The sequence below is a fragment of the Paenibacillus sp. Cedars genome (assembly GCF_003184205.1).
GTDB classification, from domain to species: Bacteria; Bacillota; Bacilli; order Paenibacillales; family Paenibacillaceae; genus Paenibacillus_AQ; species Paenibacillus_AQ glucanolyticus.
On record NZ_CP020866.1, the window covers coordinates 3454053 to 3470294 of the forward strand.

Genomic DNA, 16242 nt, shown 5'->3' on the forward strand with positions numbered 1-16242 from the left:
AGTTTCGGGGCTTTTTCCTTAACAAGCATATAGAATCACCTAAATTAACTTATGCGCATACCATTTCTTTCCACGGAATCGCCAGAGGAAGATAGCTCCCCGCACACCCCATTCGCAATTCATCGCAAGCCATACGCCGAGAATGCCATAGCCTAGGACAATCCCCATAATATATCCGAGAATGACCCGGAACAACCACATGGTCAGCATCGACGTAATCGAAGTGAATTTGGAGTCGCCCGCTGCCCGAAGCGCCGATGGCAGTATAAAACTAACCGACCATAACGGCACCTGTACCAGCGTATTAATCAGCAGTACGACAAACAGATCGTTCACAATCTCCGGAGGCGGGTTGAACAATCCCACCAGCGGCCTGTACAGGGGCATGAGAATCAATCCCATAAGGGCGAGCGAAAATGCGCCCAGCCATAAAAAGGATCTGATGAATTTGCGGGCATCCGCAATATTTCCACGACCGATGCACTGACCTACCACGGTTACGATCGTTAAGGACAATGCACTCGCTGGAATTTGGAATACCGCGGCAAGCGAAGAACCGATGGCGTTCGTTGCGATTGCGTAAGTACCCAGGCTAACGATAAATACTTGGGTTAACAATTTCCCCCCGTTAAAAAACATCTGCTCCGCAGCGAACGGGAGCCCGATAAACATAATCTTGCGCAGCATGGATATTGGAAAATGAAACAGGTCGCGCAGGCGGATATGGAGCGTTGCGTCTACTTTGAACAGGTAGTACAGTGCACAGGCTGCACCGGCAAAGCGGGCGATGTTCACAGCCAGCGTCATCCCCATAACGCCCATATTCAGGAGCGTGATGAATACGATGTTAAGCAGAACGTAGAGCAGGTTCATGATTAACGACAACGCAAGCGACGCCCGGGTCTTGCCGATCCCCCGCAGTGCACCGCAAACCGCTTGCACCACTGCAATCCCGATGAAGGAGGTGCTGCTTCCGATCAGATAAATTCGCGCACTCTCAAGCACTTCAGGTGAGGCTGAGCCAAATAGCAGATTCAGAACAGGCTGGTGAAGCCCAATAATCAACAGAGCAATCCCTAACGCAATCATCGCAACCGAAGTTACCGTAGCCGCGGAAGCCCTTGATACCATCAGGGCATTGCCGCTTCCCTTATACTGCGCCACCACGACGGTTCCCCCGGTGGCCACCGCCACAAACACATTGATCAGGAATATATTCAGGGAATCCACCATGTTCACGGCGCTGACAGCCGCTACCCCCGATGAGCTGATCATGGCCGTATTGACCAAATTCAAGCCAATAATAAACGCCTGATCGATCAGAATCGGGAAGAACAGAGCCAAGATCTGTCGGTAATCCATCGACTCCCCGGATAAATTTCTTTGAAGCAAGCCGTTCATTTGGGTTCGTAATCGAACCAGCATCTGTCATCACATTCTTTTCGCTGTAATATAAAGAAAAAACTCTTCATACGAAGAGCTTCAGGCTAACGGTATATAGAAAATGCCGCCGCAACTGTTCCTCATGGGAGAGCTCACTCCCTCGCCAAGGGGACAGATACGGATGAATTCATTTGATCCCGGATAAACCCCGTCTTTGATTGGAGGATATCACCAGACCCGAGTCCTGTCAACGGATGTGCGCCACAGCAAAAGACCGTAAACCGCTGAAATACGGAGCTTCCCAAGAGCCTGCGGGTTGAAATCCTATATAACGCAGCAGAAGAGGGTGCACCCTCCGTTAGTGCGTAGGAGGTGGTATCTTTGGTGCGGTATTTGCGGAAGCGAAGTTAATAACCGGAGAGAAATAATATGGCAGCAGGTTCATTCAAGAATTAGCTTGAATCTACATTAAGCAGATTCTTATTTCTTCAACAGTCGTTGTCATTCTCGGAAAAATATGAATTATACGAAAAACGAGCTGTGTGCCACTGAACTGAACCTTCAACTGTTAGAGTGTATCTAACAATTGGGGAGCAGTTCACATTCGCGGCTTGTTTTTTCAGGTAACTTTTCCTCAATGTTGCACTCCACGCCTTCCCTTGGTCGTTGCCCCATACCAACTCTATCAAAATACATATGATATAAAATGATAGATTTAAGGAGGTCTGGTAGCATGACAACCCATCTTCCATTTGATGCCGTTTTCAGTCTCGGATACAACTGTCAAGTCGCTGTTCAGCTTAGAAGAAACAAGCTGCGCAAGATGGCAGGGCCCTGGGATTGGTTCAACTTCGCCTCGACCAGTGAATTTTGCAAAGTCATTAGAAATCAATTCAGCGAATTCATGCTGCGGGATAATCTGGACATCTACGGCAAATCCGTGAATTGTTACTATGTACGGGACAAACACTCTTCCTGCTTGTCCTTTCATGATTTCAAGAACGATCCGGAGGAGCGCCCGCTGTTTGATTACCCTGCCTTTCGCGAACGCCTGGACAGAAGGATCGAACGGTTTAACAGCTGTTTGAATTCTACTCAAAACACACTCCTCGTGCGGATCATCCCGCATAAAAAAGATGCTGAAACGATTGATCAAGCTATTCGTGAAACATACTCAAACCCAAACGTAACCCTGTTATTTGTCATGCTTGTCAATGCTCCGCACATCGTGCAGCTCCCATCGTTCTCTGACCAGGTTCTCATTATTCAAATACCGAAAGGGGCCACTTGGGAGGGGGATTTTGATGCCTGGAAGGCTGTACTTGGAAGGTTTTCACTTAAGTAGGGGAATAAACGTTTGACAAATTCATATTTTTCCCGTATATTTACAAAAAAAGAATCGGAATCTCTTACGAAGGAAGCACCCGTAAGTCTGGCGTCTAACCGCGCCTTTCTTATGGGTGCTTTTTTTGTCGCGGATCCTGCTATCTCTGCGTCATTTACTTGCTGCGCTGGAGATCATCTTTGAATTAAGGAGCGATGTTTATGTTTAGAAGAATGCTGTTTTCATGCCTTGTTATGATTCTGTTGTTTGCTGCTGCCCCCATTCATTTCGCAGATGCGTCAACGATTGAGTTCACCGATTCGGTAAACGCTCAATTTAAAGCCACAGCTGAACGTGCTCCGGGAACCATCGGTTCCAGACTCATCAAGCAGTACGATGATTTTAAATCAGAACGCAAGCAGGCGATGGATTGGGATGATCGAATCTCCGCTCTTCGATATGCTAATGAAGCCAGAACTTCGGAAACACGCAAGCAAATCAATGATATCGACAAGGACCATATCCATAAACTGGAGGAACAGCTCCAGGCAGCCAAGACTAAATACCAACCATTGTTTAATGGATATACCGCCCTGAACAAGCAAATCGCCGCAGCCAGGAAACTTAAAGATAAATCGCTGTCCAAGCTGCTGCAATCACAAGCCGACGGAATGAAAATTCTGGTTGGCCTGGGACGTCAGGATATTCGAAACAAACAAGCTGCGCTTACCGCCGCCAAGAAAGAGAGAACGTCCAAAGCCGCTAAGATCCGCTCGATCCTATCCGAGATGGATCCGTACAAAAGCAAAATCAAAGGAGACAAGAGTGCTATATCCACTCCAAACAAACTGATGGAAACCGAGTGGAAAAACTTCAAAGCAGCTGTGAAGGCCAAAGAATCTGCCAGAACCAGCGACACCCTGTCCCGTTTATTAACCCTCTCCGGTCAGATTCTGACGAAGAAGAAAAGCATCTACCAATATGAACAGAAAATCGAGACCATCATCACACGCGCTAATGCACAATTAAAATGAGCCCGAGATACAAAAAAACCTCTGCAGCAGGCAGAGGTTTCACTGGATTGTATGGGTGCCTTGATATAGTTAACGTGCTGTGGCCTGCAATGGGTAATGGACCCCGGCCAGTCTCGACTCATCGAGCAGCGGATAATCATATAACATCCCTTCATATACGATTTCGAACGCCGGATGCTGGAAAAAATCATGCGGCGTTACCGCTGAAGAAGGACGGTCCCACAAGTGGATTCTGCTCTGCTTCATCGCCTCGGCTACAAACTGCGAACAGAAGTAGGAGCGTTCCCGTGTGATATCGAGTCTCATCAGAACACCGATCATTCCGATGAGATTGTAGCCGTAAGCATCCTCTTCATCCTTGTAATGCTGAATCACGCTTCTTGCTGCCTCATATTGCTGACTAGCCACCTGGAGACGAAGGAGAGCACAGCGCGTGCCGGGGAAGTGTCGGAATGTTCCTTCATAGACATCCTCCTCCACAAATCCACCGCTCCAGGGATTGTTGGCACATTTCCGGCCAAAACTGAATACTTCATTCAGATTCTCATCCAATGCCAGCGAAGCATGGTTATATGGTGCGGCAGTAATTCGTTTAATCAATTTGGTAAACATCGTACCTGTATCAGTCAGCAGAACGTATATATTTTTGCTATCGGTCATTTGGCTTTCCCCCACATACATTTACATATTTCACTTGGATCCGGATTTCGTCAAATCCTTCGTTAACTTCATTGTAGTAGAGGCAAGCCATTTTCATAACCGACCATAGGTGTGATTAGGACCTGGACCTAAGTCGAGTTCTATCCCTGACCCGACAACGTAATATAGATAACTATACCCCATATAAGCGACGATAGGAAGATGGTGTCATGCCTTCATGCTCCATAAATCGCTTGTTAAAATAGCTGACACTGGGATAACCCGCTTCCACTGCAATTTGTCCGATCGTTTTTTCCTTGTGATCGAGCAGCCACTGCTTTGCCATCTGAAGGCGGCATCGTGTTACAAAATCCATCGGGGTCATCTCCATCACGTTGCGAAACAATTTGCAAAAATAGTAGGTCGTTACGCCAAGCCTGGCCGCCCACTCTTCCAGAATAAACGGCTGCGCAGCCTCCTGCTGCATGATCGGCAGCAGCTCCAGAATTCGGTTCGCCGAGCTATTGGATTTATTGTCCGATAACGCGGAAGCCTGCTCTACGAATACGGCGAGCAGGGAATAAGTCAACGTGGACAATTGTGCGGGTTTGAGCATACGATGGGTCTCTGCCTCGGTTAATAGAGCTTCATGTGCTTCCTCAAACGCAGACGGCTGACGAATGCTCCATAATTGACTCTTATGAAATCCACGCTCGATAAAATAATTCTGCAAACCGCTTCCATAAAAATGGAACCACCGCACATCCCAAGGGTCGTCCTCGCTGCTGTAATAACGCTGAGCCTGCATAGGAAAATACAGCACGGCTTCTCCGGGACCCAACGTATGAACCACATTATCGATTTCAATACATCCTTTGCCGGAAGCAACATAATGGATGTTAAAATTGTTTAAAGACCCGGCGGCCCGGGTTACGGTATGATCCGGTTCATCCCGGTATATTCCAACCGATTCCGGCAGGCAGAAGAACGGCATTAACGGGAGGGTCAGCAGGTGGCTTTGTCGTTTCATCGCAACGCTCCTTGAATGACAATATTGTTATATCGTAATACAAAATAATATTATATCAATTTTAATTCCTGTCTTTTATAATCGCAATATAATCTTAATAAGTCGTATAGGAGCTGATGAACATGAGCCAGAAACTTCGTTGGGGAATACTGGGATGTGCCAGCATTGCCAAACGTTCGGTCATTCCCGGATTACAGCAATCCCGTCTGAATGAAGTCGCTGCCATTGCTAGCCGAGACCAGGATAAAGCCACACAGGCGGCAGAGGAATTAAATATCCCGACTGCATACGGCAGTTATGAATCCTTGCTAGCGGATTCTTCCATAGATGCAATCTATATACCGCTCCCGAATCATCTGCATAAAGAATGGAGCATCCGCGCAGCGGAAGCCGGCAAACACATTCTATGCGAGAAACCGCTCGCCTTGACTGAAGCTGAGGCAGCAGAAATGGCCGAGGCGGCGGCTAAAGCAGGCGTGCTTCTAGCTGAAGCCTTTATGTACCGTTACCACCCGAGGTATGACATGATCAAAGAGCTTATCACTTCAGGAGCCATCGGAGAGGTTCGGGGCATCCGCAGTGCGTTCACGTTTAACAGTTCAGCCAATCATGGGAACGTCCGGTTTCGCAAGGACTGGGGCGGCGGTTCCATCTATGATGTCGGTTGTTATCCGATCAACGCCGCGCGTATTCTACTGGATAAGGAACCCGAAGCCGTCACCGTCCAAGCCTTTTTCTCGCCGGAACATGATCATGTTGACATGATGGCTTCCGGATTAATTGAATTCGAAGGTGATGTTTCTCTTACGTTTGACTGCGGGATGTGGGCAGCGTATCGAAACCCGCTTGAAGTCGTGGGCACGGAAGGCCTGATTGAAGTCCCCTTCGCCTACAGCCTGCCCGAGAACGGTGCTAACTTCTTCTTAACGACCGGAGACGGTCGCAAAGAAATCGAGGTTCCTCATGCAAACGCATACAGCGAGCAGGGTGACCATATGGCCGAAGCCATATTAAACAACAAGCCCCTCCGTTTCCCGACGGAAGATGCCATCCACAACATGAAAGTCATCGACGCTTGCCTGCAATCCGCCCATGAGCGAAAGAGAATAGTGCTGTAATTATGCTGTAATTACACCCCAAGGAGGATATGAATATGAAATATATATCAATCAAGGGATTAGACAAACCGGTCTCTGCACTGATGAAAGGAACGGACTACTTCTATCATGATTCGTATGAGAAAGCCGCTGCTAATCTGGACGCCTATCTCGCTATAGGCGGCAATTCCGTTGACACCGCGCATATCTATTGCGGAGGTCAAAGCGAAGAAGTCATCGGCCGTTATATGCAGGAAAGAGGAAATCGTGAACAGCTCGTCATTTTGACCAAGGGCGCCCATCACGATCAGAACGGACCGCGTGTCAGCAAAAAAGATATTAAACACGATATCACGATAAGCTTTGAAAGGCTCCAAACGGATTACATTGATCTGTACGCGCTGCACCGTGATGACTCCTCTGTTCCAGCAGGCGAAGTGATTGAAGCGTTGAATGAATACATTGCGAATGGCAGTGTGGGGGCCATCGGGGTATCCAACTGGACATGGGAGCGTATCCGTGATGCAAATGACTATGCCGCCGCAAATGGACTGGTCGGATTCTCCTTCAGCAGCCCCAATCTAAGTCTGGCCAAGCCGAATGAACCGTTCTGGAAAGGCTGTGTCTCGGCGGACGCCGAAACCTGCGCTTGGCATAAGTCCGAGCAATTCCCGCTCCTCTCCTGGTCTTCTCAAGCCAGAGGATTCTTCACCGGCCGATTCACGCCGGAGATTCGAGACAATGCTGACCTTGTGCGGGTATTCTACAGCGATGAGAACTGGAAGCGGTTAGAGCGGGCCAAACAACTGGCAGCATCCAAAAATGTGACAGCCATACAGATCGCTTTGGCATACGTGTTGAACCAGCCATTCCCAACCTGTGCGCTAATCGGTGCACAGTCAGCAGATGAATTAAAATCCTGTGATGAAGGATCTCTTATTCAGCTGACAAAAGAAGAATTGGACTGGTTGGATCTTACAACGGATCAGATGTCCTGATCACACACAATGTTGGGTCCAAATTTACCGTCCAAATACTAACAACTTACCCTTGCAATTGAAGATCGTGAAGAGTAATTCCATGTATCCAAACCAAAACTCCAACCCCTATCCAAAGGTTGGAGTTTTTCTGCATCCGGATCATTTCACCTAAAACCACTCACTTAAATCGATACCACTGCTTAAGCGTTATCATGCCTACAGTCATTTGTCCAACGTATGCTTCGAACCAGAACCAAAATTTCTAACGGACTAAGCAGACGTTATTCGAAAATATCCGCCTCTTTTATAAAACTAACGGACACCAGAGTCCTAATAAACAGTAAAAATGGGGATTCAAGGCGGATTATGGTTGTATAGCGTATCTCTGGTCCGTTAGATTTGGAATAGAGCACGATATTAGCATATAAAGGCCATGAGGTCCGTAAGATTTTCTACTGCCTACTCTGTTGCGTTACTGCTCATCTAGTTGCCCTACGGCTCACTCTGTTGCTCTACTGCTCATCTAGTTGCCCTACGGCTCACTCTGTTGCTCTACTGTTCATCTAGTTGCCCTACTGCTCACCCTGTTGCTCGTCAGCCCATCTTGTTACTCTACTGCTCACCTGTTGCCCTACTGCTCACCTGTTGCCCTACTGCTCCCCCGTTGCTCTACGGCTTACCTTGTACTCTACTGCCTATACTGTTACTCTACCTGCTCTCCTTGTTGCCCTACTGCTCCCCCGTTGCTCTACGGTTTACCTTGTACTCTACTGCTCACCCTGTTACTCTACTGCTCTCCCGTTGCTCTACGGCTTACCTTGTACTCTACTGCTTACACTGTTACTCTACCTGCTCTCCTTGTTACCCTACTGCTCCCCCGTTGCTCTAAGGCTTACCTTGTACTCTACTGCCTATACTGTTACTCTACTGCTCACCCTGTTACCCTACTGCCCATTCTTTAGCTCTACTTACCTTGTGTCTATTGCTCACCTATTCCTTGTCGCCCTACTGCTTACTCTGTTACTCTACGGCTCACCTGGTCTCTGCAAACGCCCCTTCACTCCTCACGCCCCATAATAATCATTACGAGATCCACAAGGCCAAAAAACCGACCCTGGTTCAGGATCGGTTTCTCTTAATTCTCTTCGCTTATGGCTTTCAGGTCAAGGACTTCATCCTGAATCCCTCGAGCATTCCTGTTATCACATCCATCGTTTCCTGAAGGCCTCCAGCCGTTTCCGGCATCTGTGCGATCCATAGCGAGCATTCATTTAACGCCCCTGACAAGGCATGGGTTAATGCATCCACAGGAACCGGCTTCAGAATTTCCTGTTCCTGCATCAAGACCAGCTGCTCTCTCAGATGAGTCATTGAATTCTGCTCGTCCATCTCGCGCCAAGCCTCCCAGCCCACAACACTGGGACCGTCAATAAGCATGATTCGCTTGTTTTGCGGTTCTACCACGGCAGTGATAAAGGCACGACAGCCAAGCAGCAGCTGATTCCAAGGATCCTCTGAACTAGTCGCTTCCTGTTCTACCCGATCTGCAATTTCCGTTTGCACTAACTCAAGCACGGCAAGGAATAAACCTTGTTTATTCTTAAAATGATGGTACAGCGCGCCGCGAGTAACCTTGGCTTCGTCAGCAACCTCCTCCAGTGCTGTATTCGCATAACCCTTATCCGTAAAGTGGGTTCTGGCTACCTTCAGCAGCAGTTGAATGGTCTCATGGGTCTCGCTTTTGCTTCTTCTCATAGTATGCAGGTTCTCTCCTATACAAAAATACTGATATTAAATTCGACGATACCAGCCCTAACACTCAGACGCAAGCGGCTTTATTTCATCCGATAGAAGATATGCCAGCTCCGTTAACAAAACAATCATGCAGGGATGAACACACTCATTTTCCAGCTCCGCTCTCGTCGGATGACCATACATCCTCGTTGTACTGCTCCAGAAAGGCCTGTGAAGGCGGGATGATCTTGATAACATCGATAAGCACCCCATTCGGGTCGCTGGTAATGAAATGCCGTTGGCCAAACTCCTCGTCCCGAATATCCAGATGAAGCGGCAGCTTCTCATTTATTATAAGCCTTTCGTACTCCGCATCAACATCCGCCACCTCAAAATTTAGAAGCAGTCCTTGTACATTCGCCTGATAAGCGGAAGGAACCGTAGGGTGATCTTTAGACAAAAAGGCGAGTTCATAGGAGTTCTTCCCTTGTTCTCCCCATTTCAGGCTTACATACCAATCGGCTTCAAAAACAATCTCAAATCCAAATAGCCGCGTGTAAAACTCTGCGCTTTCGGCTATTTGCTTTGTCATAATAACGGGATAAAATCCTTGAAGCTTCATATGGGAAACATCTCCTTATATTTGGGATGAATCCAATTTAACATACATACTGTATGTATGTAAACAATAATTTTCAATACCTTCGCATAAAAAAAGAACCTGCAGCGTTAACTGCAGATTCTTCTGCTTGCTACCACAGCAAGCTGACAGCCAATAAATTGAACAATGCAAGCGGTAATATTACATTAGGATTGGGCCCAAAGGGAGGATAACCGGGATAGAATCCTCTGTTTCCTTGTTCTACAAGAATGTACACATTCTTTGCATCTACATTAATGACTGTACCTTCAAAAGCTTCATCATCCATCGTATGGACTCTTACCTTGCGATTCATGACATTTTTCATGGCTGCATGAGCGTTTTCTCTATGCTTCTTCATGGAATGCACCAACTGATGGTCACATTGAAACAGCATTTGCTGTTGATTGGTATAATTGTTCATGATGCTCCTCCTTCATTATCTTCTAATCGCATTGTATGCAAACGGCCCGCCAAGGGTGTTCGCCTACCTGCTATTCCCGTTTAATCCATGCCAAATACGGGTATAGTACAACCAAATATAAGGAGGGCAGAACATCATGGATAAACAAAGTATACAGGCTAGAACCGGAGGTTTTTTTCTTGAAGATAACGGAAAAACAGTAGCGGAAATCTCCTACTCCCCTCAAGGAGAAGGTGTGATCAGCATCGACCATACCTATATTTCACCAGGTCTTCGGGGACAAGGGCTTGCAGACGAGCTTGTCCGCAAGGTCATAGATTATGCGCGCGAGGAAGAGCTGAAAATCATCCCCGCCTGCTCCTATGCCGGGCATTATTTTGACAAAAACATGGACGATCGCGTATTGCTCTACAAATAGCATCCGGATCGGAACAGCATCCTATCCTATTATATTTCATTGAGAACGGATCTACCTTTTAGCTCGACCTTAGGACCTTAGCCAGCCATAAGATTGCTTCTCTTATCGGTTGGCTTTCATATGTCCATTATTTCCAAGTTCATATTGAAATTTGGGAATATCTATTGCGATAGAGTGATCCTATCCACTATGATCAGATGGTATAAGCTTAGCTCAGGGAGGCAACTGATATCATGACGCACGCAGCGGAAGATTGGGTCTGGGAACAGATGTTTAACAAGCTGCCCCTCGGGGCAATCCTGATTTCTGCGGTTGACGAGCAGGTAGTTAAGGTCAACGACCGGTTCTGCGAACTTATCGAATCGGAGCGTTCTGCACTGTTGCAGCGCAAACCTTCCGAAATCCAAGTGCTATCCGACCTATCCATCAACCAAACACTACAATCTTTAACTAATGACAGAACATCCCGTCTAAAAAAAGATTCTTTTTTCATTCGTCAGGATGGCAGCAGATTTTCGGTATCCGTGGATATATCGCTGCTTGAGCATCCTTCACCTGGAGAGGCTCCGTGGATATTATGCTGTCTTGGACAAGAAACGGTCCAGAAAGTAACTTCTCTGCCGGTCATCAAGAATGATGAATTGCTTGCACTCATCTTCAAGAGCGGACAAGATCTAATTTCCATTAGCAGCGAAGACGGAATCATTGAATACATCTCACCCTCTGCAACAGACATACTTGGCTATACCCAGGAGGAAATGACTGGGAAGCATCGAGCAGCCTTCTATCATGAAGTTGATTCTGAACAAATGAAGGAACCCGGAAAGCTATTTTCGGATGACCATAGTTTCATACGCCGTATCCGCCATAAGAATGGCCATTATTTATGGTTTGAAACGTCCTTCCAGCTGATACGGGGAACGAAAGGCGAGATTTCGAAAGTCCTTGCCATCGCGCGCAACATAACCAAGCGTAAAATCGATGAGGATACATTAGCCCAGGCGCAGCGAATCGCCAAGATCGGCTCCTGGCGTTGGGACTTGATCACGCATACGTTAACCTACAGCGAGGAAATGAGGCGAATCTATGGATACCAGATCAGCACTATCGAATCAAATCATGATTCACTGCTGGCAATGGTCATACCGGAAGACCGCGAACGCGTAGAGTCCATCGTAAGAAAAGCTCTTGTCGGTACAGCCGATGAAGTCATCTATCGGATCAAGCTTCATGACGGACATATTCGGACGATCCGAGCGCAGTGGGAGGTCTCCGTTACGAACGATGGCAGGCCCATTGAGATGGTGGGTATGGCCCAGGATATTACCGAGCAGGTATTGATTGAACAGCAGTCGCTGGACAATGAGAACAAGTACAAACTCATCACCGAAAACTCGCTTGATTTTATATCGAGAAGTACCATCGAATGTTCAACATTTTTATACTGCTCCCCCTCCTGTTATTCTCTCCTCGGGTATCGTCCGGAAGAGATGGTGGGTACGAGTGCTTTTGATTATGTGTACGCCGAGGATATTCCCTCGCTTCAGGAGTATTTTAGCAGCTGCCTGGTCGGGAAATTGCTCACACCGATCACCTTCCGCTATATACATAAGGATGGCAGGCACATCTGGTTTGAAGTCAATTGCAAGTACATTAGCACGCAGGACAATCAGAGGAACGAGATTATCTCGATTGCCCGTGACATATCCGAACGCAAAATGATGGAATTTAAACTAAAGGAGAATGAACAGCGCTACCGCTCTCTTTTTGAATACAATCCATCTGCCGTTTACTCCATGAATCTGGACGGCGATTATTTAACGGCCAACCACAACCTGCAGGAGCTGACGGGTTATACATTGGACGAATTAGTCGGCATGTATTTCGGACCGATTGTAGCGGAAAAAGATATAGCTCGCACGCTGTACCATTTTAACCTGGCGAAGGAAGGCAGACCGCAAAGCTATGATCTGACCATTATTCATAAGGACGGCCATCCCATCGAGATCAATACCATTAACATTCCGATTTTTGTGGATGATGAAGTGGTTGGCGTCTACGGCATTACAAGGGATATTACCGAACGTATACGCACCATGGAAGAGATCAAGAAACTCAGCCGGGAGTTATCCCTGCTGCTTAACACGGTATCCGAGGGGATTATTGGACTGGATATTCACGGTCAGGTCGCATTCATCAATCCGGCTGGTGCAGCCATGCTTGATTACGAGCCCCTTACCACCATCGGGAGACCCTGTGATCAGATTGTAAAAGAGATTCGCCATGACGGCACCTTCTATCGGGGCGAGGATTCCCCGCTTGTACAGGCTGTCAGGCAGGGAACTCCGCTTTCAAGAGCCGAGATCGTACTCTGGCGCGGAGATGGCACCAGCTTTCTTGCAGATTACCAGGTCAATCCGATCTGGGATCAGGGTGAACGCAAGGGCGCTGTCATGGTGTTCCGCGATATCACCGACGAAAAAGAAATCATCCGGGCTAAGGAGAATGCTGAACGAGCCGATCAAGCAAAAACGGAGTTTTTGACCATGATGAGCCATGAGCTGCGAACACCGATGAACGGAATTATCGGCATGATTGAACTGTTGAAGACAACCGAGCTCGATGAGGATCAGCGTAATTACACGGATATTCTCATGGAAAGCAGCGGCTCCCTGCTGCACATTCTGAACGAGATCCTGGATTTCAGCAAAATCGAAACCGGCAATATGACCCTCAATTCTGAGCCGATCGATGTACAAGCTTTGCTTGAGAGCATTGTCGATTTATTCTCGGCCAAGGCCAAGGAAAAAGGTTTGTTGCTATCGTGCAGCATAAACACCACGGTTCCCGATGTGATCATCGGCGATGGCTTGCGATTGCGGCAAGTGCTTGTTAATCTGATCAGCAATGCAATCAAATTTACGAATGAGGGCAGCATCTCGATGAGTGTCGAGGGATTGCACAGAACGGGAACTCAGGAGTTCACCCTTGCTTTCCAAGTGAAGGACACCGGAATCGGCATACCGGCCGAGCAGCAGCATCAGCTGTTCATGTCATTCTCTCAGCTTCATCCCTCCCTGAATCGTAAATATGGCGGGACTGGACTAGGGCTCGCGATAAGCAAAAAGCTGGTCGAGCTAATGGGTGGTGTCATCGGCGTTGAGAGCCGGGAGCAGCTTGGTTCCTCCTTCTACTTTACCATTCCGACACGTACGCTAAATGAAGATGGATCAGGATAAGTAATATGAGGACTTATTGTCTCCATCCGCACAAAAAGGGTGATCTACAGCCAATGCAGGCTGTGGACCACCCTTTTGTTCAATGAGCGAATATCGCTCTACTCGTATAAGGATTCCAGCTCGTCTACCAGAGTTCCTACATAAGCTACCGCTTTGGAAATCGGCTCGGACGTGGACATGTCCACACCTGCCATCGCCATCAATTCCAGCGGGCTCTTGCTGCCTCCGGCTTTGAGAACCTGAAGCCAGCGGTCTACGGCCGGCTGCCCTTCCTCACGAATCAGCTGCGCTGCCGCTGTTGAAGCAGTTAATCCCGCTGCATACGTATACGGATAAAGCCCCATGTAATAATGCGGTTGTCGCATCCAGGTAAGTTTTGCGCCTTCATCCAGCTCCACTGCGTCTCCCCAGAAGTCCGAGAGCACCGCACCCTTAAGCTCAGACAGCTTATCTGCCGTAATCGGCTCATCCGCCATCGCATGACGGTATACCCTTCTCTGCATCTCCGCTTCGAGAAGATGTGTCACATAATTATGATAGTACGTGCTCAGCAGTTGAAGAATGATCCACCGGCGCATCCGCTTATCCTCGGATTGACTGAGCAAGTGATCCGCCAGCAGCAGCTCGTTCATCGTTGAAGGTGCTTCGATGAAATACATCGAAGGACGGGCATTCGTGATGCTCTGATTATGGGCAGCCAGCATCAAATGACCTGCATGCCCAACCTCATGCGCCAGCGTAAAGGCATTTCGCATATTGTCCGCCCATGCCATCAGAATATAGGAATGCACACCGTAAACGGAGGAACAGAAGGCACCCGTGGATTTACCGATATTGTCGGCGTAATCCACCCAGCGCTTGGTGAACGTTGACTCAACGATCTCACCGTATTCCGGCCCAAGAACCGACAGCGCTTGAGAGATGGTCGAGCAAGCCTCTTCATAGGTTACGCTTGGATTAAAATCCGGATCCATCGGTGCTTTCAGATCGCAGAACAGCATTTGATCCAGTCCCAGCACACGCTTCTTCAGCTTCATGAGCCTCCGCATATGAGGAGCAAGCTCCGTCAGGATGGTATCATGAATATTGTTGTACATTTCCATTGTCACTTGCTGCGGCTTCAACAGCATATCTGTTACGGAATCGTATCCGCGAAGGCGAGAAAGCACTACTTGTTTCTTCACTTCCGTGGCGTAGGCTTCAGCAAATGTATGACGAGAGCCGTGCAATGATTTCGAGAATGAAGCAAAGGCTTCACGGCGAAGCTGTGCATCCTCGGACATCTCATAAGAATTCTCGTATAAACGGAACGAGACCGGCTTCGTATCTTCGTTCACTTGGATATCATCAAAAGTCATATCCGACAGCTTGCTGCGCAGGTATATGCGGTAAGGCGAACCGAGCACCTCTCCGAGTGATGCGAGCACGCTTTCCGTCTCAGGGCTCAGGCGGTGCGGCTTGGATTCCAGCAGCAGATTCAAGCTTCGGGCGTAAGGGGCGAGCCCTTGGTTGTTTGTTATGTATTGATCGATAATCCCTTCTTCAAGATCCAGCAGCTCCGATTCAATGAATGTCAGGGAGGACTGGATGCGGGATAACACATCACCGGTTTTCGCCGAATTTGCCAAATTAAGCGGGTTGGTTCCATCTTCGGATTGTCGAAGTCTGGCATATGCCCCGACTTTGCTGATGCTCTCCATCAAAACTTCCTGTTCGTTCAGGCATTCCAGAAGAACAGAGGCACCTTCACCTAGCTTGCCTTTAAATCTTGTCAATTCAGCGGCCTGCGATTCAAGCGCTTTTAAACCCGCTTCAAATTCGTTTTGCGAGACAAATAAATCATCCAGATTCCAGGTAGCTTCAATCGGAACCTCACTACGTGTCAGCATTTTTCCCATGGAAACAGCTCCTCATGTCTTATAATCTCATGACCACATATTCCTCACTAAATATTAGTAAAAGAATAACAATTCCATCATATCACAGTTTATTTCTGGAGCGTATCCGATTTTCTATCTTGACTTCTGGACCTGTTTATGGATATAGTTATCCCATACTCTGATCTAAAGGAGAGATTTTGATGTCGGTGGTCGTTCTTAACTAACCAAATTTCATATGGGTCGAAATGGAAAATTATGGACATTCCCTGCTTAGGGCTATGTTTATTTTTTGATGGTTATTCATTTCGTCCGTTGAATTAGTTAAGAACTGCGGATATCAATTGAAGCCCCTTTGGGTTTATTCCGATATGATATGGTGATCCGTGCTGAGTTCAGCGCGGATTTTTTGGGTCTCCCCTC

At 47.6% G+C, this 16242-nt stretch carries 13 protein-coding genes; 6 read left to right on the forward strand and 7 right to left on the reverse strand.

What is annotated here, in order from left to right; all coding sequences use genetic code 11:
• Positions 1-39: 39 nt before the first annotated feature.
• On the reverse strand, positions 40-1425 hold the full coding sequence (locus tag B9D94_RS17445) for an MATE family efflux transporter (protein ID WP_148247605.1): 1386 nt from the start codon (positions 1423-1425) through the stop codon (positions 40-42).
• A gap of 691 nt (positions 1426-2116) precedes the next feature.
• Between B9D94_RS17445 and B9D94_RS17450 the strand changes: the two genes are divergently transcribed.
• Together B9D94_RS17450 and B9D94_RS17455 are read left to right on the forward strand one after the other, a co-directional pair.
• Entirely contained in the window at positions 2117-2728 is a 612-nt protein-coding gene (locus B9D94_RS17450) for a DUF1796 family putative cysteine peptidase (RefSeq protein WP_148247606.1), read from the forward strand.
• 200 nt (positions 2729-2928) lie between these two features.
• Complete coding sequence (locus tag B9D94_RS17455) at positions 2929-3741, forward strand: hypothetical protein (protein ID WP_148247607.1); 813 nt, start codon at positions 2929-2931, stop codon at positions 3739-3741.
• 69 nt (positions 3742-3810) lie between these two features.
• Here B9D94_RS17455 and B9D94_RS17460 read toward each other — a convergent pair whose 3' ends face one another.
• Positions 3811-4401, reverse strand: a complete 591-nt coding sequence (locus tag B9D94_RS17460; protein WP_036636984.1) for a hypothetical protein — start codon at positions 4399-4401, stop codon at positions 3811-3813.
• A 172-nt stretch (positions 4402-4573) separates the two neighbouring features.
• Positions 4574-5410 carry an AraC family transcriptional regulator gene (locus tag B9D94_RS17465; protein ID WP_036636981.1) on the reverse strand — a complete coding sequence of 279 codons (837 nt, stop codon included), beginning with the start codon at positions 5408-5410 and terminating at the stop codon, positions 4574-4576.
• A gap of 122 nt (positions 5411-5532) precedes the next feature.
• Here B9D94_RS17465 and B9D94_RS17470 point away from each other — a divergent pair, with 122 nt between their 5' ends.
• Together B9D94_RS17470 and B9D94_RS17475 are read left to right on the forward strand one after the other, a co-directional pair.
• The gene (locus tag B9D94_RS17470) at positions 5533-6528 is read left to right on the forward strand and encodes a Gfo/Idh/MocA family protein (RefSeq protein WP_148247608.1); all 996 of its coding nucleotides are present in this window, start codon (positions 5533-5535) and stop codon (positions 6526-6528) included.
• Positions 6529-6563: 35 nt separating this feature from the next.
• A complete protein-coding gene (locus B9D94_RS17475; RefSeq protein WP_148247609.1) occupies positions 6564-7505 on the forward strand; it encodes an aldo/keto reductase in 942 nt (313 codons plus the stop codon).
• A gap of 1140 nt (positions 7506-8645) precedes the next feature.
• Here B9D94_RS17475 and B9D94_RS17480 read toward each other — a convergent pair.
• The 3 genes from B9D94_RS17480 to B9D94_RS17490 form a co-directional block, all read right to left on the reverse strand.
• Positions 8646-9242, reverse strand: a complete 597-nt coding sequence (locus B9D94_RS17480) for a TetR/AcrR family transcriptional regulator (RefSeq protein ID WP_148247610.1) — start codon at positions 9240-9242, stop codon at positions 8646-8648.
• A gap of 145 nt (positions 9243-9387) precedes the next feature.
• Positions 9388-9843, reverse strand: coding sequence for a VOC family protein (locus B9D94_RS17485; protein WP_006209585.1), 456 nt, complete (start codon positions 9841-9843; stop codon positions 9388-9390).
• 130 nt (positions 9844-9973) lie between these two features.
• The gene (locus tag B9D94_RS17490; protein ID WP_006209584.1) at positions 9974-10285 is read right to left on the reverse strand and encodes a hypothetical protein; all 312 of its coding nucleotides are present in this window, start codon (positions 10283-10285) and stop codon (positions 9974-9976) included.
• Positions 10286-10421: 136 nt separating this feature from the next.
• On the opposite strand from B9D94_RS17490, the gene B9D94_RS17495 reads away from it, so the two are divergent.
• Both B9D94_RS17495 and B9D94_RS17500 read left to right on the forward strand, forming a co-directional pair.
• Positions 10422-10703 carry a GNAT family N-acetyltransferase gene (locus B9D94_RS17495; protein WP_148247611.1) on the forward strand — a complete coding sequence of 94 codons (282 nt, stop codon included), beginning with the start codon at positions 10422-10424 and terminating at the stop codon, positions 10701-10703.
• A gap of 233 nt (positions 10704-10936) precedes the next feature.
• Complete coding sequence (locus B9D94_RS17500) at positions 10937-13942, forward strand: PAS domain-containing protein (protein WP_148247612.1); 3006 nt, start codon at positions 10937-10939, stop codon at positions 13940-13942.
• A gap of 98 nt (positions 13943-14040) precedes the next feature.
• Here B9D94_RS17500 and pepF read toward each other — a convergent pair whose 3' ends face one another.
• Positions 14041-15840 (reverse strand): oligoendopeptidase F, encoded by a 1800-nt coding sequence (pepF, locus tag B9D94_RS17505; RefSeq protein WP_036636966.1) that lies wholly within the window; start codon positions 15838-15840, stop codon positions 14041-14043.
• Positions 15841-16242 lie beyond the last annotated feature (402 nt).